This is a genomic window from Actinoplanes oryzae, from assembly GCF_030757795.1.
GTDB lineage: Bacteria > Actinomycetota > Actinomycetes > Mycobacteriales > Micromonosporaceae > Actinoplanes.
Window position 1 is genome coordinate 41,057 of the sequence record NZ_JAUQWH010000038.1, and the last position, 21,986, is coordinate 63,042.

At 73.6% G+C, this 21,986-nt stretch carries 21 protein-coding genes; 13 read left to right on the forward strand and 8 right to left on the reverse strand.

Features of this window, described 5'->3' with window-relative positions:
- The first annotated feature begins 63 nt into the window (after nt 1–63).
- Complete coding sequence (locus tag RBH18_RS15345; protein ID WP_306208181.1) at nt 64–621, forward strand: thymidine kinase; 558 nt, start codon at nt 64–66, stop codon at nt 619–621.
- Between the two features lie 390 nt (nt 622–1,011).
- Complete coding sequence (locus tag RBH18_RS15350; RefSeq protein WP_306208183.1) at nt 1,012–1,653, forward strand: hypothetical protein; 642 nt, start codon at nt 1,012–1,014, stop codon at nt 1,651–1,653.
- A 37-nt stretch (nt 1,654–1,690) separates the two neighbouring features.
- Here the strand turns inward: RBH18_RS15350 and RBH18_RS15355 are convergent, their stop codons facing one another.
- Entirely contained in the window at nt 1,691–3,007 is a 1,317-nt protein-coding gene (locus RBH18_RS15355; protein ID WP_306208185.1) for an FAD-dependent oxidoreductase, read from the reverse strand.
- 97 nt (nt 3,008–3,104) lie between these two features.
- Here RBH18_RS15355 and RBH18_RS15360 point away from each other — a divergent pair, with 97 nt between their 5' ends.
- The 5 genes from RBH18_RS15360 to RBH18_RS15380 are packed head-to-tail and all read left to right on the forward strand — an operon-like array spanning nt 3,105 to nt 7,868.
- Nucleotides 3,105–3,965: a S1C family serine protease gene (locus tag RBH18_RS15360; protein WP_306208187.1), complete on the forward strand. Its 861-nt coding sequence runs from the start codon at nt 3,105–3,107 to the stop codon at nt 3,963–3,965.
- Between the two features lie 17 nt (nt 3,966–3,982).
- Nucleotides 3,983–4,966, forward strand: a complete 984-nt coding sequence (locus tag RBH18_RS15365; RefSeq protein WP_306208189.1) for an AAA family ATPase — start codon at nt 3,983–3,985, stop codon at nt 4,964–4,966.
- 3 nt (nt 4,967–4,969) lie between these two features.
- Nucleotides 4,970–5,848: a DUF58 domain-containing protein gene (locus RBH18_RS15370; protein ID WP_306208190.1), complete on the forward strand. Its 879-nt coding sequence runs from the start codon at nt 4,970–4,972 to the stop codon at nt 5,846–5,848.
- Nucleotides 5,845–6,813, forward strand: coding sequence for a VWA domain-containing protein (locus tag RBH18_RS15375; protein WP_306208191.1), 969 nt, complete (start codon nt 5,845–5,847; stop codon nt 6,811–6,813). Before RBH18_RS15370 ends, RBH18_RS15375 begins: the two co-directional genes overlap by 4 nt.
- Nucleotides 6,813–7,868, forward strand: a complete 1,056-nt coding sequence (locus tag RBH18_RS15380) for a VWA domain-containing protein (RefSeq protein WP_306208192.1) — start codon at nt 6,813–6,815, stop codon at nt 7,866–7,868. Before RBH18_RS15375 ends, RBH18_RS15380 begins: the two co-directional genes overlap by 1 nt.
- Here the strand turns inward: RBH18_RS15380 and RBH18_RS15385 are convergent, their stop codons facing one another.
- The gene (locus RBH18_RS15385; protein ID WP_306208193.1) at nt 7,869–8,585 is read right to left on the reverse strand and encodes a siderophore-interacting protein; all 717 of its coding nucleotides are present in this window, start codon (nt 8,583–8,585) and stop codon (nt 7,869–7,871) included.
- A gap of 85 nt (nt 8,586–8,670) precedes the next feature.
- On the opposite strand from RBH18_RS15385, the gene RBH18_RS15390 reads away from it, so the two are divergent.
- Complete coding sequence (locus RBH18_RS15390) at nt 8,671–9,252, forward strand: TetR/AcrR family transcriptional regulator (protein WP_372338920.1); 582 nt, start codon at nt 8,671–8,673, stop codon at nt 9,250–9,252.
- Between the two features lie 42 nt (nt 9,253–9,294).
- Nucleotides 9,295–10,257, forward strand: coding sequence for an SAM-dependent methyltransferase (locus RBH18_RS15395; protein WP_306208195.1), 963 nt, complete (start codon nt 9,295–9,297; stop codon nt 10,255–10,257).
- On the opposite strand, the gene RBH18_RS15400 is transcribed toward RBH18_RS15395, so the two are convergent.
- Both RBH18_RS15400 and RBH18_RS15405 read right to left on the reverse strand, forming a co-directional pair.
- The gene (locus RBH18_RS15400; protein WP_306208197.1) at nt 10,205–10,570 is read right to left on the reverse strand and encodes a helix-turn-helix domain-containing protein; all 366 of its coding nucleotides are present in this window, start codon (nt 10,568–10,570) and stop codon (nt 10,205–10,207) included. The two genes, RBH18_RS15395 and RBH18_RS15400, sit on opposite strands and share 53 nt — an antisense overlap.
- A gap of 66 nt (nt 10,571–10,636) precedes the next feature.
- Entirely contained in the window at nt 10,637–11,767 is a 1,131-nt protein-coding gene (locus RBH18_RS15405) for an epoxide hydrolase family protein (protein WP_306208199.1), read from the reverse strand.
- Between the two features lie 72 nt (nt 11,768–11,839).
- Between RBH18_RS15405 and RBH18_RS15410 the strand changes: the two genes are divergently transcribed.
- Nucleotides 11,840–13,708, forward strand: a complete 1,869-nt coding sequence (locus tag RBH18_RS15410) for an AAA family ATPase (protein WP_306208201.1) — start codon at nt 11,840–11,842, stop codon at nt 13,706–13,708.
- Here RBH18_RS15410 and RBH18_RS15415 read toward each other — a convergent pair.
- From RBH18_RS15415 to RBH18_RS15430, 4 genes are read right to left on the reverse strand one after another with little or no spacing between them, the layout of a single operon-like run.
- Nucleotides 13,680–15,050: a GH1 family beta-glucosidase gene (locus RBH18_RS15415; RefSeq protein ID WP_306208203.1), complete on the reverse strand. Its 1,371-nt coding sequence runs from the start codon at nt 15,048–15,050 to the stop codon at nt 13,680–13,682. The genes RBH18_RS15410 and RBH18_RS15415 overlap by 29 nt on opposite strands.
- A gap of 2 nt (nt 15,051–15,052) precedes the next feature.
- Nucleotides 15,053–15,943: a carbohydrate ABC transporter permease gene (locus tag RBH18_RS15420; RefSeq protein ID WP_306208205.1), complete on the reverse strand. Its 891-nt coding sequence runs from the start codon at nt 15,941–15,943 to the stop codon at nt 15,053–15,055.
- Between the two features lie 7 nt (nt 15,944–15,950).
- A complete protein-coding gene (locus RBH18_RS15425) occupies nt 15,951–16,859 on the reverse strand; it encodes a carbohydrate ABC transporter permease (RefSeq protein ID WP_306208208.1) in 909 nt (302 codons plus the stop codon).
- Nucleotides 16,856–18,112: an ABC transporter substrate-binding protein gene (locus RBH18_RS15430; protein WP_306208210.1), complete on the reverse strand. Its 1,257-nt coding sequence runs from the start codon at nt 18,110–18,112 to the stop codon at nt 16,856–16,858. Before RBH18_RS15430 ends, RBH18_RS15425 begins: the two co-directional genes overlap by 4 nt.
- Nucleotides 18,113–18,291: 179 nt before the next feature.
- Between RBH18_RS15430 and RBH18_RS15435 the strand changes: the two genes are divergently transcribed.
- From RBH18_RS15435 to RBH18_RS15445, 3 genes are all read left to right on the forward strand, one after another.
- Nucleotides 18,292–19,305 carry a LacI family DNA-binding transcriptional regulator gene (locus RBH18_RS15435; protein ID WP_306208212.1) on the forward strand — a complete coding sequence of 338 codons (1,014 nt, stop codon included), beginning with the start codon at nt 18,292–18,294 and terminating at the stop codon, nt 19,303–19,305.
- Nucleotides 19,302–19,769 carry a DNA polymerase ligase N-terminal domain-containing protein gene (locus RBH18_RS15440; RefSeq protein WP_306208214.1) on the forward strand — a complete coding sequence of 156 codons (468 nt, stop codon included), beginning with the start codon at nt 19,302–19,304 and terminating at the stop codon, nt 19,767–19,769. Before RBH18_RS15435 ends, RBH18_RS15440 begins: the two co-directional genes overlap by 4 nt.
- 11 nt (nt 19,770–19,780) lie before the next feature.
- A partial coding sequence (locus tag RBH18_RS15445; protein WP_306208216.1) for an ATP-binding protein occupies nt 19,781–21,986 on the forward strand: 2,206 nt, incomplete at its 3' end.

The following is a 21,986-nucleotide window of genomic DNA, read 5'->3' on the forward strand; positions in this document are numbered from 1 at the left end:
TGATCGTCTCCAGAGCGACGGCCGCCCGCGGCATGCCGGAGCCGCGATGGCACGGTCTGCGGCATGGATTTGACCGTGATCCTCGGCCCGATGAAGGGCGGCAAGTCGCTGGAGATGATCAGCCTGCTGTCCCCGCTGCAGCACGCCGGCGTCCCGCACCGCGTCTACCAGTCGGCCCGCCACGGGCGCGACACCGCGGTCACCTCCCGCTCCGGCGGCAGCCTGCAGACGGTCAAGGCGACCACGCTCGCCGGCGCCGCCGACGCCGGCCTGGAGGTGATCGGCGTCGACGAGGTGCACATGTTCACGGTCGAGGACATCGCCGTGCTCGGCGAGGCGGTGCGCCGCGGCGTCAAGGTGGTCGTCGCCGGCATCGACCTGGACCACCGCGGCAAGCTCTTCGCCCCGGTCCGCGCGCTGCTGGAACTGGCGCCCGAGAAGGTCATCCACCGCCGCGCGGTCTGCGACGTCTGCCGCTCCCTCGACGCGACCCACACCCAGGTCCTGGAGCACGGCGAACCCTTCATCCGCGAACTGGCGCCGTCGACCGCGCTCCCGGACGACGGCACCTACACGTACGAGGCCCGCTGCCGCCGCTGCGTCGTCCTGCCGCTCGCCTGAGAACCGCTCCCGACACCACGGCCCCAGTCCTGGCACGATCGGCACGACGGCTGTCACTCCCGCCGGCCCGGCTCCACAATGGCCGGACGCTGGCGGGGTGTGGCGGGTGGTCGGTCGCGCCGGCTGAGGTCACGGCGACCGGAACGTGCCGCAGCCGGGGACCTGCGCCGGGCAGCAAGGCAGAGGAACGGGCCCGCGTTCATCGCCGGGACCACGGCGGCCGCCGGGCCGTACACCCAGGGGCAGACGCCGGCCGCGCTGCGGGAGCTGCCCACTCCCCCGGCGGCACCCGCGCCGGGGCAGACCGCTCCGGCCCCGTTCCTGCCCACTCCCGTGAACCTCGGCTCCGGCGGAGGCTACCCCGCGTCGTGGCCGTCGGGGGTGGTCGCTGTGCCGGGGACGCCGACGCTGCTGATCACGTACGCGGAAACCTGCGTCACCGGGCAATTGCCGGCGGTGCGCCTGAGCCTGGCCGTCTACGACCCCGCGACGAACCGGTTCACGCGGACCGCCACCCCGTTCGCGGCCGCCTCGGCGCAGACCGGGTTGCCCACGGCGCAGCGGCTCGGATCGCCGGTGTACGGCTCCGACGGCTACCTCTACCTGTACGCCTACGATGCCACCCGCGTGCTGGTGGCCCGCGTTCCCGCCGGCAGCTGGAGCTCCGCGCCGGCCTACCGCTGGTGGAACGGGACGGCGTGGACGGCCGACTGGTCGGCGGCGCGGGACGTCGCCGGGCTGCCCTTCGCCGGGTCGCTGCACGTGGCGGACTACGGGGGCCGGATCGGCATGATCGTCCAGACGGCCTACGGCAGCGGCGACTTCCGGATCCTGAGCGCCACGACCCCGGCCGGCCCGTGGACGCCCGGCCCGGCGGCGCAGGTGCCGGAGGGATGCCCGCCGCCGCAGGGCTGTTACGCCATCGCGGGCCACCCCGAGCTGTCGCCGGGCGGCGCCCTGTGGTTCTCCTGGCTCAGCGGCGACGACCTGAACGGGTTCGGCCACCTGCGCCTGGGCACGGTCGCCTGGTGACAGCGGCTCGTCGCACGACCGCGCGGCCGTCCGGCGGTCATGTCGCCGCGTGCACCCGGCCCAGGAGGGCCAGGAGGTCGTCGCGGGAGGGGCCGGGGACGGGGGCCGGGCGCCAGCCGGACTCGTAGAGCTCGCGGGCGCGGGGCTCGGCGGCGGCCAGCGACGACGGCAGGCCGGTCATCGACAGGAAGGGCAGGACCAGGGGCAGCAGGGACTTGTCGGCGTCGGCCGCGGCGGCGATGTGGCCCGAGGTGAGGGGGCGCGACAGGTCGATGTCGTGGCCGGCCAGCTGGCGTACGGCGTCGGGGTCCCACGCCCGGTGGTCGTCGAACCACGGGCGGATCCGGCGGGTGCACCAGTCGTCGAAGGCGAGGCTCAGGGAGACCAGGTCGGCCGGGTGTTCGGTGAGCAGTTCGACGAGCCGGCGGGCCTGCTGCAGCGAGGTGGCGATGCCGCGGCCGGCGGTCGGGTTCGTGGTGCAGACCGCGTCGCCGGCGTGGATCAGGCCGGGCAGGGCCACGCGGCCGTCCGGGTCGAGCTGCCCCTGGTACGTGTTCCGCAGGCGCACCCCGGGCAGCACGCGCGAGATCGGGCGGGTGCGGGCCGGGTCGGTCCATTCGGCGAGTCCCGGGATGGCGCGCACCACGGCCTCGTACGCGGCGGGGTGCCGGACCGCGGCGAGCCCGGTGTCCGTGGTGAGGTGTGTGAAGGTGACCGACACAGTGCGGTTGTCCTGCAGGAACACCACGCCGATGTAGCCGTCGAAGCGCGAGATGAGCCCGACCGCCGCGCTGGTGGGCCCCGGCGCGGCGCCCGGCAGCAGCTGGTACTCCCGGGCGACGTAGGCGACTCCGCAGTCGCTCTCGGTGAGGGGGGCGCGCAGGGTGTCCGCGAAGCGCCCCGCCCGGCCGGACGCGTTGACGACCAGGTCGGCGGCGAGGGGGGCGCCGTCGACGTACAGGCCCGCCGCGCGGCCGGCGGCGGGCAGGACATCGTCGGCGTGACCGGTGACGAGGGTGACGCCCTTCTCGCGTACGGCCGCCGCCCGCAGCACCCGCTCGAACAGCGGCCGTCCGCAGGTCAGCCCGACGGCCTGCGAGCCCCGCATGGTGAGCGACGCCCCGGCCGCCAGCAGGGCGTCCTTGACGTCGGGCAGCTCGGCCTCGAGCGCGTCCGCGACCTGTTGCCGCAGCCCGTGGGGGTGGCGAAACTGCATGACGCCCCGCCGGTCCCAGGTGCCGTCGGGGGCCGGGCCCGGGTCGCGGTCGACGACGGTGACGCGATGACCCCGGCGGGCGAGCACCATGGCCGTGTAGAGACCGGTCGGCCCCGCGCCGACCACAGCGACATGCATGGATCGCAGCCTATCGAACGGCAAGTGATCACGTGGTCACCGAAATAGCATGATCTTCTTTCGGTCAATTTTGAGGTAACGCTTCTAGGCTCAAGTGATGGAGCGTCCCGAGATGACGGTGCTGCGGAGCGGTCCGGAGCCCGAACCGGACAAACCCCGGCGGCGGGAGTGGAACACTCCCCGGCTGCGGCGCCGCGTCGGCATCGGGCTGGTCGCGGCCTGGGCGCTGATCCTGACCGTCGTCGTGTTCACCCGCGGCGGCGGCGAGCAGGCCACCCCGCAGCAGGCAGCCCGGCCGTCCCCCTCCGCGTCGCAGGGGCCGCTGAGCACGGGCGAGGTCTACCAGACGCTGCTGCCCTCGGTGGTCCGGATCGAGACGACCCGGGGTGCCAAGGCGAACGCCACCAGCATGACCGAGTCCGCCATCGGCACCGGCGTCATCGCCAACGCGGACGGCTCGATCCTCACCGCGCTGCACGTGGTCGCCGACGCGCGGGCCATCACGGTCTCCTACACCGACGGCACCACGTCGCCCGCGACCGTGGCGAGCAGCGACCCGGACAACGACATCGCCGTGCTCGACCCGCAGAAGGGGCCCGAAACGCTGGTGCCGGCGACGCTCGGCGGCGGCGTGCAGGTCGGCGACAAGGTCGTCGCGATCGGCAACCCGCTCGGCCTGACCATGAGCACCAGCGACGGCGTCGTCTCGGGCGTCGACCGCGACCTGGCCGCCGACCAGGAGGGCGCCACGCGGGGGCTCATCCAGTTCGACGCGGCGGTCAACCCGGGCAGCTCGGGCGGGCCGCTGATCAACGACCAGGGCGCCGTCGTGGGCATCGTCGTCTCCCTGGCCAACCCGACCAGCGCCGGCACCTTCATCGGCATCGGCTTCGCCGTCCCCATCGGCACCGCGCTCGGCGGTGGCGGCGAGGGCGACGGACAGACTCCGCCTCTCTGAGACCAAAGGACAACCGCATGACGTACGCCCAGAGCGAAGCCGGCCCGATCGAGAAGGTGCTCTACGAGGTCAAGAAGGCCATCGTCGGCCAGGACGTCCTGCTCGAGCGGCTCATGGTCGCGCTGCTCGCCCGCGGGCACATCCTGGTCGAGGGCGTGCCCGGGCTGGCCAAGACCCTCGCCGTGAAGTCCCTGGCCGAGGCCGTGGGCGGGCAGTTCCACCGGGTGCAGTTCACCCCCGACCTGGTGCCCGCCGACATCCTGGGCACCCGGGTCTACCACCAGCCGACCGGCGAGTTCCAGGTCTCGCTCGGCCCGGTCTTCACCAACCTGCTGCTCGCCGACGAGATCAACCGCGCCCCCGCCAAGGTGCAGAGCGCGCTGCTCGAGGTCATGCAGGAGCGGCAGGTGACCATCGGCCGGGAGACGCACAAGGTGCCGAACCCGTTCCTGGTGCTCGCCACGCAGAACCCGATCGAGAACGAGGGCACCTATCCGCTGCCCGAGGCGCAGGTCGACCGGTTCATGATGAAGGTGCTCATCGGCTACCCGACGGTGACCGAGGAGTTCGTGGTCGTCGAGCGCTCGCTGGGCCCGGCCGCCGCGATCCAGCGGATCATCGACCCCGAGACGCTGGTCACCCTGCAGCAGCAGGCCGACCAGGTCTACGTCGACCCCTCCCTGATCGAGTACGCCGTCCTGCTCGCCCACGCCACCCGGGACCCCGCCCGCGCGGGGCTGCCGGACCTCGCCCGCTACGTGCAGTTCGGCGCCAGCCCCCGCTCCTCGATCAGCCTCGTGCAGGCCGGCCGGGCGCTCGCGTACCTGCGCGGCCGCGAGTACGTCGTGCCCGAGGACCTCGACGACCTGGCCCTCGACGTGCTCCGCCACCGGCTGGTGCTCAGCTACGAGGCGCTGAGCGACGACGTCACGCCCGACCTGATCCTGCAGAAGATCGTGGCGAACGTGGCGGCGCCCGAGCCCGCCGGGCGGGGCCGCTGAGTCATGGCGGGAGCACCCGAGAAGCTGCTGCGCCGCCTCGAGTGGCGCCTGGGCCGCCGGCTCGACGGCCGGCTGCAGGGCGCCTACCGGACGGTGTGGCACGGGACCGGCATCGACTTCACGGACCTGCGCGCCTACACGCCGGAGGACGACGTCCGGCACATCGACTGGAACGTGACCGCGCGCCTGGACGAGCCGTTCGTCCGCCAGTACACCGAGGACCGCGAGCTGACGGCCTGGCTCGTGATCGACCGGTCCGCCTCCATGAGGTTCGGGGCGGAGCCGGGCAAGGAGGGCGTCGCGACCGAGCTCGCGGTCAGCCTCGGCCGGCTGGTCGCGCAGGGCGGCAACCGGATCGGTGCCATCCTGTACGACAACGCGGCGCACCGGATCATCCCGCCGCGCACGGGACGCAACCAGGTGTTGCGCATCACCCGCGAACTGCTGAGCGCACCGGGGGCGGCGCAGGGCAGCACCGATCTGGCCGCCATGCTCGATCTGGCCGCCGCGACGACCGTACGGCGGCGGAGCCTGATCTTCGTCATGAGCGACTTCATCGGCGAGCCGGGCTGGGACCGCCCGCTCGCCCGGCTGGCCCACCGGCACGAGGTCGTCGTGATCCGGGTGACCGATCCGGCCGAGCACGAGCTGCCCGATTTGGGCCTGATCCTGGTGCAGGACGCGGAGACCGGCGAGCAGGTGCTCGTCGACACCAGTGACCCGCTGCTGCGCGGCCGCCTCGCCGAGCAGGTCGGGGCGCGCGAGGAGGAGCTGGCCGGGAGCATGCGCCGCGCCGGGGTCGCCCCGCACCACGTCACCACCGACCAGGACCTGCTCGGCGCGCTGCTCGCCATGGTCCACCGCTCGGGGGTGCGCCGATGAGCTTCCAGCAGCCACTGATCCTCCTGGTCGCCGTGCTCGTCACGGCGGCGGCCACCGGGGCGTACGTGCTGGTGCAGCGCAGGCGGACCGCGGCCTGGACCGGCGCGGGCTTCACCCCGGACCGCTCGCGGCGGGCGGTGCTGCGGCGCCATCTGCCGTACGTGCTGCTGCTCGTCGCCCTGCCGGTGCTGCTCATCGGCCTGGCGCGCCCGCAGGCCGACGTGGCGGTGCCGCACCGCGCGGGGACCGTGGTCCTCGCGTTCGACGTGTCGAACAGCATGTCCGCGACCGACGTGCAGCCGAGCCGGCTGGGCGCCGCGCAGGCCGCGGCGAACGAGTTCGTGGCGGCGCAGGCGGACAGCGTGGACATCGGCGTGCTGCCCTTCGGCGACCAGGCGCTGCTCACCCAGGCGCCGACCGACGACCGGCAGGCGGTGAGCGCGGCGATCGCCCGGCTCAAGCCCGGCGGCGGGACGTCGCTCGGGCAGGCGATCCTCGTCGCGCTCGGCGCGGTCGTCGGCAAGCCGGTCGCGCTGCCCCAGGACGGCGCGGCCGCTCCTTCGCTGGGCTACTGGCCCTCCGCGACGATCGTGGTCTTCTCCGACGGGCAGGAGACCGGCGGGCCCGACGTGGAAGCCGCGGCCGAGCTGGCGGCAGCCGCCGGCGTGCGGATCCAGACCGTCGGCGTGGGCACCGCCCGCGGCGCCACGGTCGAGGTCGACGGCTACCAGCTGAACACGGCGCTCGACGAGTCGCTGCTGAGCGCGGTCGCGCAGGTCAGCGGGGGCGCCTACCACGCGGCGGGCGACGCGGCGGCGCTCAACGACACGACCAAGTCGATCGATCTGCGGCTGACCACCGAGAAGGAACCGCTCGAGCTGACCGGTCCGATCGCCGCGGCGGGGCTGCTGCTGCTCTTCGCGGGCGGGCTGCTCGGCATGTTCTGGCACGGGAGGTTCGTCTGATGTCGTTCAGCTGGCCGTGGGCGCTGCTCGCCCTGCTGGCCGTACCCGTGCTGCTGCTGGCCCGATGGTGGCTCGCCCGCCGCCGCAAGCGGGCCGCGGTGATCGTGCCCAGCGTCGCCCTGATCCGCGCCGCGCTGCCGGGCCGGACCGCCTGGCGCCGCCGCATCCCGGTGTGGCTCTTCCTGACCGGCCTGCTCGCCCTGGCCGCCGCCGCGGGCCGCCCGCAGGCGTCGGTGTCGGTGCCGGCCAACGACACGTCGATCCTGCTCGCGATCGACGTGTCCGGCTCCATGTGTACGACGGACATCGCCCCGAACCGCATGACCGTGGCGATCGACGCGGCCCGCGACTTCGTCAGCAATCAGCAGGACGGCACGAAGATCGGGCTCGTCGCCTTCTCCGGCATCGCGGGGCTGCTCGTCTCCCCCACGACCGACAAGGACCAGCTGCTCGACGCGCTCGACACCCTCACGACGGCCCGGGGCACCGCCATCGGGCAGGCGATCCTCACCTCGCTGGACGCCATCGCGGAGACCAACCCCGACGTGGCGGCGACCGGCGTGGACCTCGGCGACGTCCCGCCGGGCGCGGACGGCGACTACGAGCCGGACACGATCGTCGTGCTGACCGACGGCGCCAACAGCACCGGCGTGGACCCCGCGACGGCAGCGGAACAGGCGGCCGCGCGGCGCGTCCGGGTGTTCACCATCGGCTTCGGCACCACCAACCCGGCCCCGATGGTGTGCAGCGCCGACCAGGTCGGCAGCGACACCTTCGGCGGCGGGCGGTTCGGGGGCGGCGGGTTCGGCGGCGGCCGCATCCAGGAGATCGACGAGGAGGCCCTGACGCAGGTCGCCGACACCACGGGCGGCCGCTACTTCAAGGCCGAGGACGCGGACCAGCTCGGCGACGTGCTGGGCGACCTGCCCAAGGAGTTCGGCCTGCACAAGGAGGACCAGGAGATCACGGTCTGGTTCATCCTCGCCGGCGTCCTGCTCGTCTTCGGCGGCGCCGGGCTGTCGCTGTGGTGGAACCGGGGGCCCGCGCCGCGGTAGTCAGTCCATCCCCTTGCGGCCGGGGGTCCAGAACGGCTTGGTGATCACGTTGCGGCGCGGCCAGTGGCGCTCCTCGACCAGGTGGCGGCGGACCAGCTGGATCGTCCGGGCCTCCCCGGCCAGGTAGGCGCGGCCGGGCTCGGCGGGCAGCTCGAGCCCCCGGACGGCCTCGACCAGCGTCTCGGAGGAGGCGGCGGACCGGCCCCGGCGGTAGCTCCACTCCAGGTCGCCGCCCGGCCGGAGGTCCAGCCGCTCGTCCGGGGAGTCGACCTCGAACCGGCCGAAGACCCGGGCGCCGGGCGGCAGCGCCCGCAGCATCGGACCGTAGGCGGCCTGCGCGGTCTCCTCCCCGGCGAAGAGATGGTACGGCGCCGGGGCGGTGACGAAGGTGCCCTGCGGTCTCATCAGCATCAGCTCGTCGCCCGGCCGGGCGGTGCGGGCCCACTCGGCGCCGGGGCCGTTGCCGTGGTCGAAGACGACCAGCTCCATGGTCCGGTCCGCATAGCTCCACACCGTGTACGTGCGCAGCGTGCCGACCAGCCAGTCGACGGCGGCCGGCCCCGGGGCGAGCTGCAGCCGCACGTGCCGGCCGGGCACCCAGTCCAGTCCCGCCAGATCGGGCCCGGTCAGCGTGATCAGCCGCAGCCGGGGGCCCAGCGGTGCGACCGCGTCCACCCGGGCGGCGAGCAGCAGACGGTCGAGCAGACGACTCTTCACGATCGGTCCTCACCCTCGTTGTCGAGCGCCTCCTTGCCGATCGGCAAGGTACGGCTTGTCGATCGGCAAGTTATACCCTGTGGCGGTGACCGCCGCCAGCCCCCGCCCCGAGCCGATGCGGGAGCGCATCGTGGACGTCGCCGTCGAGCTGTTCGCCCGCCAGGGCTATCAGGGCACGTCGCTGCGGCACATCGCGGAGCGGCTGGGCGTCAGCAAAGCGGCGGTGTACCACCACTTCCACGCCAAGGACGACATCGCCCGTACGGTCGTCGGCCGGGCCCTCGACGTCCTCACCGAGGCGTCCGACCGGCTGGTGGTGGCCGGCACCGACCCGGGCGCCTGGCAGCGGGCCCTGCCGCAGATCATCGACATCGCCCTGCGGCACCGGCAGATGCTCGTGGTCCTGGAACGCAACGAGGACGTCTTCCACGCGCTGTTCGCCGACGACCCCGCGCTCGGCGCCCGGATGGCGGCGCAGAACACGAAGCTCTCGGCGCTCTTCGCCGACCCCGCGCTCGACCCGCGGGTCAGGGTCCGGCTCGGCAGTGCCCTGGGCGCGATCTTCGGCCCCCTGGTGATGCTGTCGGACCACTACCAGGACCTGCCGGCCGACCAGCTGCGCGCGCAGCTGATGGAGGTCATCGGGGCGCTGCTGGGCGACCTGTGACCCCGCTGGGCAGGTGCCCATGGTGACATGCAGTATGCATTCATGGGGATCGAAGAACTGCTCGCCCGGTGGGGTCATGGCGCCCAGGCCCTGGCCCTGCTGAGCGCGGCACAGGAGCTGTCCGTATTCCTGCGACAGGAGCGGGACGCCGCCGCCGTGGCCGCCTACGCGCGGCTGACGCCGGACCGGGCCGCCGACCTGCTCACCGCCCTCGTCGCCCACGACCTGGCCGAGGAGGTGGACGACGGCCGGTTCCGGCTCACCCCCGCCGTCGCCGCCGCCCTCGCCGACGACGCCCCCGGCGACCTGCCGGCGAGGATCGCGCAGGCCCGGCTGCTCGCCCGCCAGACCGAGGCAGCCGTCCGCACCGGCGTCGTCGAACAGTCCCCCGCCGACGCCCTCACCGTGGCCCGCGCCAACGCCTTCCGCCCCGGCGACGGCGCCCGCGCGGTCGTCACCAAGATCTTCGAGGCCGTCCCGGAGGTCGCCGACGCCATGGCGACCGGCCGCATGCTCGACGTGGGCAGCGGCGTCGGCGGCTTCGTCCTCACCGCCGCCACCATGCTCCCGGACCTGCGCGCCACGACCCTGGAGGTGGTGCCCGAGGTGGCGGCCGTCGCCCGCGAACGGGCCGCCACCCTGGGCGTGACGGACCGCGTCGACATCCGGGTGCAGGACGCGCGGGACTTCGACGAGCCGGACGCGTACGACATCGCCTTCTGGGCGCAGCCCTTCTTTCCGCTGCCCGCCCGGGAGGCCACCCTCGCCATGATCCACCGCAGCCTGCACGCCGGCGGCCTGCTGCTCCTGCAGCAACTCGACTTCCCCCCGGACGGCCGGGCCGGGCTCGCCGCCTTCACCCTGCGCCGCATGGTGGCGCGGGCGCAGGGGCTGCCGTTCGCCCGCCCGATGGCCGAGCTGGTGGCCGAGGCCGCCGGCGCCGGCTTCGCCCTCATCCGCGAGCTCGACGAGGACTTCGGCCGCATGGCACTTCTCCACCGCTGAGCGCGTGGGCGGGCCAGCGCGACGGGCGCAGTCCGGTGTGGCGCAGGAAGACGGCTGAGAAGTGGGGCGTACCGGAGAAGCCACAGTGGGCGGCCACGGCCGTGACCGGCAGTCCCTGCTCCAGCAGGCGTTGCGCCTCGCGGACCCGCAGCAGGGTCAGGTGCCGGTGCGGGGTCCGCCCGACCTCGCGGCGGAAGACCCGCACGAAGTGGTACGGGCTCAGCAGCGCGACGCCCGCCAGCTCGGCGATCGTGAGCCGCTGCCCCAGCCGCTCCCGCATGTGGGCGACCGCCCGGCACACCCGTGTGTCCATGCCGTCGATGGTCGGGCGGCCCGGCGGCGGGCCACAGCCCATCCACTGCCCGTCCGGTGCCCAGATTCAGCGCGCGTGCCGGAACGCCTCCCGCAGCTCGGCGACCAGCACGCCGGGGCGCTCCCAGCCGGGATAGTGCCCGCCGCTGTCCCTCTCGTGCCACGACCGGATGTCCCGGTAGCGGCGCTCGGCCCAGCGGCGGGCCACGGGGAACGGCTCGGCGGGGAAGAGGGTGAACGCCGTCGGCACGGTCACCGGCTGGGCGTTCTGCTCCTCGGCGCTGCGCGGCGACCAGCGCGGGCCGGACTCCCAGTACCAGCGGGCGGTCGACGCCCCCGTGGCGGTGAACCAGTAGAGGGCGATGTTGTCGGCCTGGCGTTCCAGGGGGACGCCGCGGTCGTCGGCGAAGGCGTCGAGATGCTCGCCGAGCCAGGCGGCCAGCCCGGCCGGCGAGTCGACCCACGAGTAGCCGAAGGTCTGCGGGCGCAGGCTCTGCGCCAGCACGTGCACCATGCCGCCGCGCAGGAACTGGTCGCGCTTGGCGATCATGGCCTGCTCGGCGGCGTCGGCGGTCTCGCGGTCCTCCGGCAGCGGGGAGGCGAGCGGCATGGTGAGGTGCAGGCCGGCGACCCGGTCCGGGACCAGACGGGCCAGTTCCGTGCCGACGAAGGCGCCCCAGTCGCCGCCGTGCGCCCCGAACCGCTCGTAGCCGAGCTGGGTCATCAGGTCGGCCCAGGCGCCGGCCGTACGCCCGGGATTCCAGCCCGGGGAGAGAGGCCGCTCGCTGAAGCCGAAGCCGGGCAGCGCCGGGACGACGACGTGGAAGGCGTCCGCCGCCGAGCCGCCGTGCGCCACCGGATCGGTCAGCGGCCCGATAACGTCCTCGAACTCCAGCACCGAGCCGGGCCAGCCGTGCGTGAGCACCAGCGGCAGGGCGCCGGGCTCGGGCGACCGGACGTGCCAGAAGGCGATGTCCAGCCCGTCGAGCCGGGCCTTGAAGTGCGGGATGGCGTTCCAGCGGCGTTCGAGCGCCCGCCAGTCGTGCTGCCGCCACACGTCGAGCAGGGCGGACAGGCGGTCCGGGCCGTAGCCCTGGGACGGGTCGGTCAGGGGCTCGGGCAGCCGGGTGCGGGCGAGCCGCGTCCGCAGGTCGGCCAGGGCGTCGTCGGGAATGTGCACGGGAAACGGTTCGATCACGGTCGGGACTGTAGGCGGCGTCACGGTCGAGATCGATGCGGGAAATTGCGGACTTTGGCTAGCGTTTGCCCGGTGACGACTCTCGGACAGCGGCTGGGCGAGCTGCGGCGGCGGGCGTTCACGGGCCGTGACGAGGAGCTCGCGCTGTTCCGGGCGGCGCTGAGCGGGTCCGGCGTGCTCTTCGTGCACGGTCCCGGCGGCGTCGGCAAGAGTTCCCTGCTCGACAGATTCGCCGAGCTGGCCGCCGGGGCCGGGCGGGAGCTCCTCCGCGCCGACGCCCGGGACGGCACGCAGCTGCCCACGCCGGAGGGCGACCGGCCGGTGCTGCTCATCGACACGTACGAGCTGCTCTCCCCCGTCGACGACTGGGTCCGCGAGCACTATCTGCCGGCGCTGCCCGGCGACAGCCTGATCGTGCTGGCCGGCCGGCAGGCACCCCGGTGGGCGGCCGACCCCGGGTGGCGCGAGCTGCTGACGGTCGTCCCGCTGGGCAATCTCTCCCCGGAGGACGGTGCGGCCTATCTGGCGGCTCAAGGCGTGCCGTCAGCCCTCCGGGACACCCTGCTGGCCCTGGGCCACGGGCACCCGTTGACCCTGTCGATGCTGGTCGAGGCGGTCCGGCGGGGCGCCGAGGCGCGGACGCTGAGCGACCTGCCCGACGTCGTGAGCGCGCTGCTGGCCCGCACCGTCGACGCGACGCCGACCCCGCGGCACCGGAGGGCGCTCGAGGTGTGCGCGCATCTGCCCGTCACGACCGAGGAGCTGCTGCGCCCGGTGACCGGGGACGACGCGGGCGAGCTGTTCGCCTGGCTGCGCACGCTGTCGTTCGTCGAGGAGGGCCCGTACGGGCTGTATCCGCACGACGTGGTCCGCGACGCCCTCGACGCCGACCTGCGCTGGCGCGATCCCGGCCGCTACGCCGAGCTGCACCGGGAGCTTTCCGGCGCAGTGCTCGCGCGGATCCGCGCGACTGCCGACCGCGGCGAGCGCCTGCGTCTGATCACCGGCTCGATCGTGCTGGCGGGTGGCCGCTCCCGGGTGGAGACGTGCACGACACCGCCGCCGACCTTCCAGGCGTACGTGGACGATCTGCGCCCCGCCGACGGTCCGGCGATCGTCGCCATGACCCGCCGGTGGCAGGGCGCCGAGCAGGCGCGGCACGCCGAGTACTGGCTGGGGCGTGACCCGGCGGCGTTCCGCGTCTTCCGCGCGCCGTCGGGCGAGGCGCGAGGTTACGCCGCCTGCCTGACCCTGGAGGGCTCGAGCGCGGACCCGGCTGCGGAGGCGATGTGGCGCTACGCGCAGGAGCAGGCTCCCCCGCGCCCCGGCGAGGTGATCCGCGCGTGGCGGTTCTTCCTCGACCGGGACCACGGGCAGCGGCCGTCGCCGTCGACGACCCTCTTCGCCGCCTGCCAGACGCTCGACATCCTCACGACGACCGGCGTCGCGTGGACGCTGAACGGCGCCTACGCGGACGCCGGGCAGTGGGGACCCACCATGGACAATCTCGACTTCTGGCACGCCTTCGACGGTGTCCCGCATCCGGTGTTCGCCCACGACTGGCGGCGCGTCGACGTCACCGAGTGGATGACCGTGGTGCAGGCCCGGCAGGACGGCCTGCCGACGCGGGCCACCGCGGCGGACGCCGGTGCCGTGGTGCTCAGCCGGGCCGAGTTCGACGCCGCCGTCCGGGCCGCCCTGCGCGATCTCGACCACAATCCCCTGCTGGGCACCCGCCTGGTCCCCCTCCGCGAGCTCGTCGAGGAGGCGGCCGCCACGCTGCCGCCGGCGTTGCACGACCTGGTCGACCGCACGTTCCTGCACCCCGTCACCACTCAGGAGCGGGTGGCCGAGACGTTGCACCTGTCGTTCAACACCTACCGGCGGCACCGTGATCAGGCCGTCGCCCGCATCACCGACTGGCTCTGGGCACGCTCGTAGCCCGCAGGTTCTCGCGCAGCCAGTGGTAGCTCGCGCGCGGGGTGCGCGTACCCGTCGGATAGTCGACGTGCACGAGGCCGAAGCGGGGGCCGTACCCGCGCGCCCACTCGAAGTTGTCGAGCAGCGACCAGTAGAAGTAGCCCCGCAGGTCGATGCCGGCCGCGGCGGCCGCCGCCACGTGCTCGGCCACGAACTGGATGCGGCGAGGGTCCGGGCCGGTGTCCTCGCGCAGCTCGGCGACGCCGTTCTCGGTCACGTAGACCGGCGGCAGCTGCGGGAAGCGGCCCGCGAGCCCGCGCAGCGTGTCGTGCAGGCCCTGCGGCTCGATCGGCCAGCCCAGGTCGGTGACCGGCACCCCCTCGCGGGGCACCGACCGCACCCCGATGTCGCAGGCGCTGCGCAGGGCGGGATCCGGCTGGTCGTGCGGCACGTCCGCGGCGTGGATCCGGTAGTAGTAGTTGACGCCGAGGAAGTCCAGCGGCGCCCCGATCAGCGCGAGATCGCCGTCGTGCCGGAACGACAGGTCGCTCACGCCGGCGTAGAGCTCCTCGAACCCCTCCGGGTACGCGCCCCCGAGCACCGGATCGGTGAACTGCCGGTTGAGCATCAGGTCCATCCGCGCGGCCGCGGCCCGGTCCGCCTCGCTGCCGGTGGCGGGCACGGCCGGCGACAGGTTGAGCGTGATGCCCACCCGCGCCCCGGGTGAGGCGGCCCGGATCGCCGGCACCGCGAGCCCGTGCCCGACCAGCAGGTGGTGGGCGGCGGCCAGGGCGCCGTGCCCGTCCCGGGCGCCGGGCGCGTGCCGCCCCTCGGCGTAGCCGACGATCGACGAGCAGTAGGGCTCGTTGAGCGTGATCCAGTCCCGGACGCGGTCGCCGAGCCGGGCCGCGACCACGGCGGCGTACTCGACGAAGTGCTGTGCCGTGTCCCGCACCCGCCACCCGCCGCCCGCGTCCTCGAGCGCCTGCGGCAGGTCCCAGTGGTAGAGCGTGACGAACGGCCGGACGCCCCGCTCGCACAACGCGTCGACGAGCCGGTCGTAGTAGTCGAGCCCGGCCTTGTTCACCGCACCCGCCCCGGCCGGCAGGACCCGGGGCCACGACACCGAGAACCGGTACGCGTCCACGCCCAGCTCGGCCAGCAGCGCCACGTCGTCGCGCCACCGGTGGTAGCTGTCGCAGGCCACCGCGCCCGACGCCCCGCCGGCGACCGCCCCGGGCGTACGGCAGAAGACGTCCCAGATCGACTCGCCGCGCCCGTCCTCGGCGGCCCCGCCTTCGATCTGGTACGCCGCCGTGGCGGCCCCCCACACGAACCCGTCCGGCATCTGTGTCAGTTCCATCATCAACCTTTGATCGCGCCTTGCATGATGCCGCCGACGATCTGGCGGCCGAGGAGCATGAAGATCACCAGGATCGGGAGCGTGGCCAGCAGCGTGCCCGTCAGGGTGAGGGTGTAGTCGGTGGTGTAGCCGCTGGCCAGCGACGACAGGGCGACCTGGACCGTGGCGTTGTCCTGCAGGACGACCAGGGGCCAGAAGAAGTCGTTCCACGCCTGCATGAAGGTGAACAGGCCGAGCACCGCCGCCGCGGGTCGCGCGGCCGGCAGGACGACGTGCCAGTAGAGGCCGAAGGTGCTGCAGCCGTCGACGCGGCCGGCCTCCAGCAGCTCGTCGGGCACCGCCCGGCCCAGGTACTGGGTCATGAAGAAGACGCCGAACGCGGTGACCAGCCCCGGGACGATGACGGCGGCGAGGTGGTCGGTCCAGCCGAGCTTCGCCATGAGCAGGTAGAGCGGGATGATGCCGAGCTGCTGCGGCACCATCGACGTGGCGATGGCGAGCACCAGCAGCACCTTGCGGCCGCGGAAGCGGAGCTTGGCGAAGGCGAAACCGGCCAGCGTCGAGAAGAACACCACGGAGACGGTGACCGAGCCGCTGACGATCAGCGAGTTGAGCAGGGCCTGCCCGAAGTCGGTCGAGTCGAAGACCCGGGCGATGTTGTCGAAGAGGTGGCCCCCCGGCACGAGCACCGGGGGGACCTGGGCGACGGCCTCGCTGGTCTGCGACGAGACGACCAGCGACCAGTAGAGCGGGAACACCGAGCCGGCGACCACGGCGAGCAGGGCGGCGTAGGTCCAGACCGACGCGCGGCGCGGGTAGCCGAAGACGCGCCGCCGGACCGGCCGTTTCTCCACGGGCGGCGCCGGCTTCTCGACCGGGGCGAGCAGGGTCATGACAGCCTCACTTCTCGTCGTTCGCGATGCGCCGGGTGAGCAGGAAGTTGGCGACCGCGAAGACGGCGATGACCAGGCAGAGCGTCCAGGCGATCGCGGAGGCGTAGCCGAACCGGAACTCGCGGAAGCCCTGCTCGTACATGAACAGCGCGGCGGTCTGGAACTGCCGGTCCGAGCCGCCGGTCGGGGTGGAGGTGCCCGCGAAGAGCAGCGGCTCGGCCATGATCTGCAGGCCGCCGATCGTCGAGATCACCGCGGTGAACATGATGGTCGGGCGCAGCTGGGGCACGGTGATGCGCCAGAACTGCTGCCGCTGGTTGGCGCCGTCGAGGTCGGCGGCTTCGTACAGGTCGTGCGGGATGGCCTGCATGGAGGCGAGGTAGATCAGCGCGTTGTAGCCGGTCCAGCGCCACGCCACGATGAGCGAGATCGCGAGGTGCGAGCTCCAAGTGTTCGCCTGCCAGTCGACCGGGCCGGCACCGACGATCCCGAGCAGCCAGTTGATCATGCCGAAATCGCGGCCGAACATCTGCGTGAAGACGATCGTCACGGCCACGATGGACGTGATGTTGGGCAGCAACACCCCCATGCGCAGGCTGGTACGCGCCCGGAGCCGATGGTTGAGCAGGTGCGCGATCCACAGCGCCGCCAGCAGTTGCGGCACCGTGGACAGCACCCAGATGCTCAGGGTGTTGCCGAGCGCGTTCCAGAAGTACGCGTCCCCGAGCAGCTCGCGGTAGTTCGCCAGCCCGACCCACGTGTGCTCCCCCGCGTCCAGCAGGTCCCAGTCGTTGAACGAGACGTAGCCGGTGTAGAGCAGCGGCCACAACCCGAACACGCCGAAGAGCAGGAAGAACGGGACGATGTAGAGGTACGGGGAGCCCTTGGCGTCGAGCCGGCTCAGGGCGGCCCTCACTTGGTGAGACGCTCGATGTCGCTGACCGTCTGCGTCCAGGACTGCTCGGAGCCCTGCTTGCCCTGCTCGACGCGGATCAGGCCGTCCCGGATGGTGGTCTGGATGTCGCCCGTACGCGGGCCCTGGTACTGCGGCTCGAGCTCCTTGGCGGCGGTGGTGAACAGCTTGCCGACCGGGGCGTTGTTGAAGAACGGGTCCTTGTAGTTCGCGATCTCGGGCTTGTCGTAGAGCGCCGGGATCGACGGCAGCAGGCCCTGCGAGGTGAAGTTGCGCGCCTGCTGCTCGGGTGCGGTCAGCCAGGCGGCGAGCTTCTTGGCCTCCTCGACGTGCTTGCCCTGCTTGGGCACGGTCAGGTACGAGCCGCCCCAGTTGCCGCCGCCCCCGGGCACCGAGGCCACGTCCCACTTGCCGGCGAAGCTCTTGGCCTGGTCCTTGATCTTGGCCATCATCCACGCCGGGCAGGCGATGGTGGCGAACTGGCCCTTGGCGAAGCCGTTGTTCCACTCCGGCGAGCTCTCGACCAGCTTGGCCGACATGTTGCCCTGGATCGCCCGCACGACCAGGTCCCAGGCCTTGCGCACCTCCGGGTTGGAGGCCACGACCACGGTGTTGTCGGGGGCGTAGAAGCCCTGCGGCGCCTGGCCGATGACGGCGTTGTAGAGCGCCCCGCCGCCGTCGAAGAACGCGGTGCCGGCCGGCGCCTTCGCGGTGTACTTCGCGCCCACCTCGAGGTACTTGTCCCAGCCCGCGGCCCAGGACGCGGAGACGGCGTCGCGGTCGGCGGGCAGGCCGGCCTTCTCGAAGAGGTCGCGGCGGTAGCAGATCGCGAGGCCGCCGACGTCGGTGCCGTACCCGATCTGCTGGCCCTCCTTGGTCAGCGACGCCTGCCACTTCCAGGGCAGATACTCCGCCTGACGCTCGGTGCCCAGGTCGACGAACTGCTTGCCGGCCTCGCGCATCTGGGCGATGAACCCGGTGTCGACGCCCTCGATGTCGCCGGCGCCCGACCCCGTGGCGAGGTGCGTGGCGAGGTCACGGTGGTGGTCGTTGTAGGCGGCCGTGTGCTCCTGGATCTTGATGCCGGGGTGCGCGGCCTCGTACTCCTTGTAGAGCTGCTCGTAGCCGAAGTTGCCGAACAGGTTGACGTCCAGCGTGATGTCGCCGCCGCCACCCTCGCTGCCGCCCCCGGAGCCGCAGGCGGTGAGCATCATCGTGGCCGCCGCCAGGGCGCCGACCGTACGCAGAAAGCGCATGTCACACAGTCCTCTCACGCTGATGTAACCGGTTACATTCGGTCCGCGGAGATCACTTAACCGGTTCGGGAAATTGATGGGGACGAGTGTGCCGCCCCGACCCCGGGTCCCGTCAAGTAACAAGCCGGTAACGAGATCCACAGCTTGGACACGATCTTGAAACCGGTTACACTCCCGGCGTGTCGAGCATTCGGGAGGTGGCCCGCCGCTCCGGCGTCTCCGTCGCCACGGTGTCGCGGGTCTTCAACGCCCCCGAGATCGTCAGCATGCGCACCCGCCAGCTCGTCCTCGCGACCGCCGCCGAGGTCGGCTACCTGCCGAACGAGTCGGCCCGCACGCTCGCGACGAAGAAGTCGCACATGGTCGGCCTGGTGTGGGACACCGACCACCGCCGCCCCGGCTGGCGGCACCCGTTCTTCCAGGACATCCTCGTCGCCCTCAAGAGCGCCCTGAGCGCCCACGGCCTGCACCTGCTCATGCTCGCCCCCGACCAGAGCCCCGGCCTCGACGACCGGCAGCGCTTCCTGCGCGCGGTCCAGCGCCACAGCGTCGACGGCGTGGTCATCATCGACAACGGCAGCCGCGACCCGGCCGTCCTCGCCCTCGTCGACGCCGCCGTGCCCTGCGTCGCCCTCGACCTGCGCTTCACCGGCCCGACCTGCACCTACATCACGTCGGACAACGCCGGCGGCGGCCGCCTCGCCGCGGCCCACCTGATCGAACGCGGACACCGGCACATCGCCACGATCACCGGCCCGCCGCCGACGCTGCCGGCCGCGGAACGCCTGACCGGGTTCCGCGCCGCGCTCGCCGAGGCGGGCCTGCCGCTCGCCGACGAGGACGTCGTGGCGGGCGACTTCTATCTCGACAGCGGTTACGCCGCCATGAAGAGGCTGCTCGCCCGCGATCCCCGGCCCACCGCCGTGTTCGCCGCCGGCGACGAGATGGCGGTCGGCGCCATGCAGGCCCTGCACGAGGCCGGCCTGCGCGTCCCCGGGGACGTCGCGCTCGTCGGCTTCGACGACATCGAGGTCGCCGCCCTGATCCCTCCCGGTCTCACCACCGTCACCCAGGACAAGACCGGCTTCGGTACGGCCGCCGCGGAGGCCGTCATGGCGATGCTGCAGGGCACCGCCGCTCCCCCGTCGCCCACCACGCTCCCCACCAGGCTCGTCGTGCGCGGCTCGACATGATGTTCGTCGTCCAGCGGCACCGGGCCCGGCGGCTGCACTACGACTTCCGGCTCGAGCTGGGCGGCGTCCTCGTCAGCTGGGCCGTCCCCAAGGGGCCGACCCTCGACCCGGCCGTCCGCCGCGCCGCCTTCCGCGTCGAGGACCACGAGCTGAGCTACGGCGACTTCGAAGGCGTCCTCCCGGCCGGCCGCTACGGCGCCGGCGACGTCATCGTCTGGGACACCGGCACCTGGACCCTCGCCACCGGCGCCCTGGACGCCGGCGAGCTCCACTTCGACCTCGCCGGCGTCAAGCTGCACGGCCGCTTCGTCCTGAAACACACCCGCACCACCGCCGCCGGCAAACAAGAATGGCTCCTCCTCCACAAGCGCGACGACCACGCCGTGCCCGGCTGGAACGCCGAGGACCACCCCCGCTCGGTCCGCACCGGCCGCACCAACGACGAAGTAGCCGCCGGCACCTGACAGAATTGCCGGTGTCTCAGCTGACCGCTTTCTTCGCGCTGCCCGCGCCCGGGTTGTTCGTCGGGCGGGAGGCGCTGCTCGCCGAGCTGGCGGGGCCGGCGCCGGTAGTGCTGCTCAGCGGGGAGCCCGGGGTGGGCAAGAGCAGGCTGGTCGCCGAGTCCCTTCAGGACAGCGGGCTGCCCGTGATCGTCGCGCACTGCGACGACCTGCGGGAGCCGCAGCCGCTCGGGCCGCTGCTCGACGGGATCCGGGTCGCGCACGCCACCGGGACGCTGCCGCCGCTGCGCGACCCCGGCGCGGTCACCGGGGTGCTCGCGCGGCTGCTGCCGGCGCTCGCCGACCGGTTGCCGCCGCCGCTTCCGCCGCTCGGGGACCCCGAGGCCGAGCGGGCCCGGCTGCTGCGCGCGGCGGTGGCACTGCTGGCCGCCCTGGCCCCGGTCGCGGTCGCCGTCGAGGACCTGCAGATGGCGGACCGGGCGACGCTGGAGCTGCTCGACCGGCTGGGGGCCCGGCCCGTACCCGGGGTGCGGGTCGTGATCACCGTGCGGGAGGGCGAGTCGCCGCCTGGGTGGCAGCCGGGCCCCGCCGTGCGCACGATGCGCGTGCCGCCGCTGTCCCGCGCGGAGGTCGGCCTGCTCGCGGCCGCGCTGCTCGACCTGACCGAGCAGCCGGACACCTTCACCACCCACCTGTACGAGCGCACCGCCGGCGTGCCCTTCCTCGTCGAGGAGGTCGTACGCTCGCTCGTGGCCGACGGCGCCGTCGACCGCATCCGCGAACATCCGGACACGCTGGCCGACGTGGCCGTGCCCGCCCTGCTCCGCGACGTCCTCCTCGGGCGCCTGCGCCACCTCGACGAGCCGGCCCGCGAGATCCTCGGCGCGGCCGCGGTGCTGGGCCGGGCCGACGCGGGGGCCCTGGCCACGATCGCCGGCACCGACGACGGGACGGTCACCGCGGCGCTCGCCCGCGCCGAGGCGACCGGCTTTCTGCACGAGCGCGACGGGCACCTGTGGTTCCGGCACACCCTCGCCCGCCAGGTCGTCCACGAGCTGCTGCCGCCGGTCACGCGCCGCCTGCTGCACCTGCGCACGGCTCACCTGCTCGAACAGCACCAGCCCCGCCCGTACGCCCGGCTGGCCCACCATTACCGCGAAGCCGGCAGCCCCGCGGACCACGTCCGCAACGCCGAGGCCGCCGCCGACCTGGCCACCGCCCGCGGCGACGACGCGAGCGCGGCCCGCTTCCTGCTCGCCACCACCGGGTACGCCCGGCTCCCCCGCCCGGTCCGCGTCCGGCTCGCCGCCAAGCTGGGCCGGTCCGCCATCGAGAGCGTCGCCCAGGCCAGCGCGATCCCCGTCCTGCGCGACCTGCTCGCCGATCGCCGGCTGCCCCCGGGCGCCCGCGGCGAGCTCGGCCTGGCCCTGGGCCGGATGCTGCGCCAGCAGGGCGAGGCGCAAGCGGGCTACGAGGAGATCGAGCGGGCGGTCCCCTTCCTGCGCCACCACGGCCGGCGCGCCCGGGCCCTGGCCGTCCTGTCCGCCCCCGACACCGTGGTGGGCCGCCACCTCAGCGAACACCAGGCCCGCTGCGCCCAGGCCGCCGCGGCCGCCGCCGAGTCGGGCGAGCCGTCCGCGGTCCTCGCCGTCGAGATCGCCCGGCTGTCGCTGCTGCTCGAAAGCGGACACCCGGCCGTGGACGAGGCGATCACCGGGGCCGTGGCGTCACTGGCCGGCAACTCCCGGGAACGCGCCCGCGCCTGCCTCAACTGGGCCCAGGGCGCCCTGCACGTCGGCGACTTCCCGCTGGCGGAATCCCTGCTGGCCACCGGCGCCGGCGCGGTCGACGACGCCGACTACGAGCGGCTGCGGCCGCTGGTCGAGCTGACCTCGTTCGGCCTGGACCTGGCGACCGGGCGGCTGGCCGGGCTGGAGGAGCGGTTGCTGCGCTTCCTCGCCCGCCCGGACCGGCTGCCGCTGGCCATGGCCGACGCCCGGCTGTATCTGGCGAGGGTGCGGTGGCTGCAGGGCTCGGCCGAGGTCGCGGAGGAGGGGCTGCGCGAGGTGATCGCCGAGGCGACGCGGGTCGGGGCGGTGTGGCCGCTGATCCCGGCGCGGACGGCGCTCGCGGAGCTGCTGCTGGCGCGCGGCGAGCGCGAGGCGGGCCTGACCGAGGCCGCGGCGGCGCTGGCCATGGCGGAGGCCAAGGGACTGCCCG

Excerpts from the sequence above, each read along its gene's own strand:
- RBH18_RS15345 (WP_306208181.1), top strand. The coding sequence starts at position 64 with ATGGATTTGACCGTGATCCTCGGCCCGATGAAGGGCGGCAAGTCGCTG.
- RBH18_RS15355 (WP_306208185.1), bottom strand. The coding sequence starts at position 3,007 with ATGCATGTCGCTGTGGTCGGCGCGGGGCCGACCGGTCTCTACACGGCC.
- RBH18_RS15360 (WP_306208187.1), top strand. The coding sequence starts at position 3,105 with ATGGAGCGTCCCGAGATGACGGTGCTGCGGAGCGGTCCGGAGCCCGAA.
- RBH18_RS15365 (WP_306208189.1), top strand. The coding sequence starts at position 3,983 with ATGACGTACGCCCAGAGCGAAGCCGGCCCGATCGAGAAGGTGCTCTAC.
- RBH18_RS15370 (WP_306208190.1), top strand. The coding sequence starts at position 4,970 with ATGGCGGGAGCACCCGAGAAGCTGCTGCGCCGCCTCGAGTGGCGCCTG.
- RBH18_RS15375 (WP_306208191.1), top strand. The coding sequence starts at position 5,845 with ATGAGCTTCCAGCAGCCACTGATCCTCCTGGTCGCCGTGCTCGTCACG.
- RBH18_RS15380 (WP_306208192.1), top strand. The coding sequence starts at position 6,813 with ATGTCGTTCAGCTGGCCGTGGGCGCTGCTCGCCCTGCTGGCCGTACCC.
- RBH18_RS15395 (WP_306208195.1), top strand. The coding sequence starts at position 9,295 with ATGGGGATCGAAGAACTGCTCGCCCGGTGGGGTCATGGCGCCCAGGCC.
- RBH18_RS15400 (WP_306208197.1), bottom strand. The coding sequence starts at position 10,570 with ATGGACACACGGGTGTGCCGGGCGGTCGCCCACATGCGGGAGCGGCTG.
- RBH18_RS15415 (WP_306208203.1), bottom strand. The coding sequence starts at position 15,050 with ATGGAACTGACACAGATGCCGGACGGGTTCGTGTGGGGGGCCGCCACG.
- RBH18_RS15420 (WP_306208205.1), bottom strand. The coding sequence starts at position 15,943 with ATGACCCTGCTCGCCCCGGTCGAGAAGCCGGCGCCGCCCGTGGAGAAA.
- RBH18_RS15430 (WP_306208210.1), bottom strand. The coding sequence starts at position 18,112 with ATGCGCTTTCTGCGTACGGTCGGCGCCCTGGCGGCGGCCACGATGATG.
- RBH18_RS15440 (WP_306208214.1), top strand. The coding sequence starts at position 19,302 with ATGATGTTCGTCGTCCAGCGGCACCGGGCCCGGCGGCTGCACTACGAC.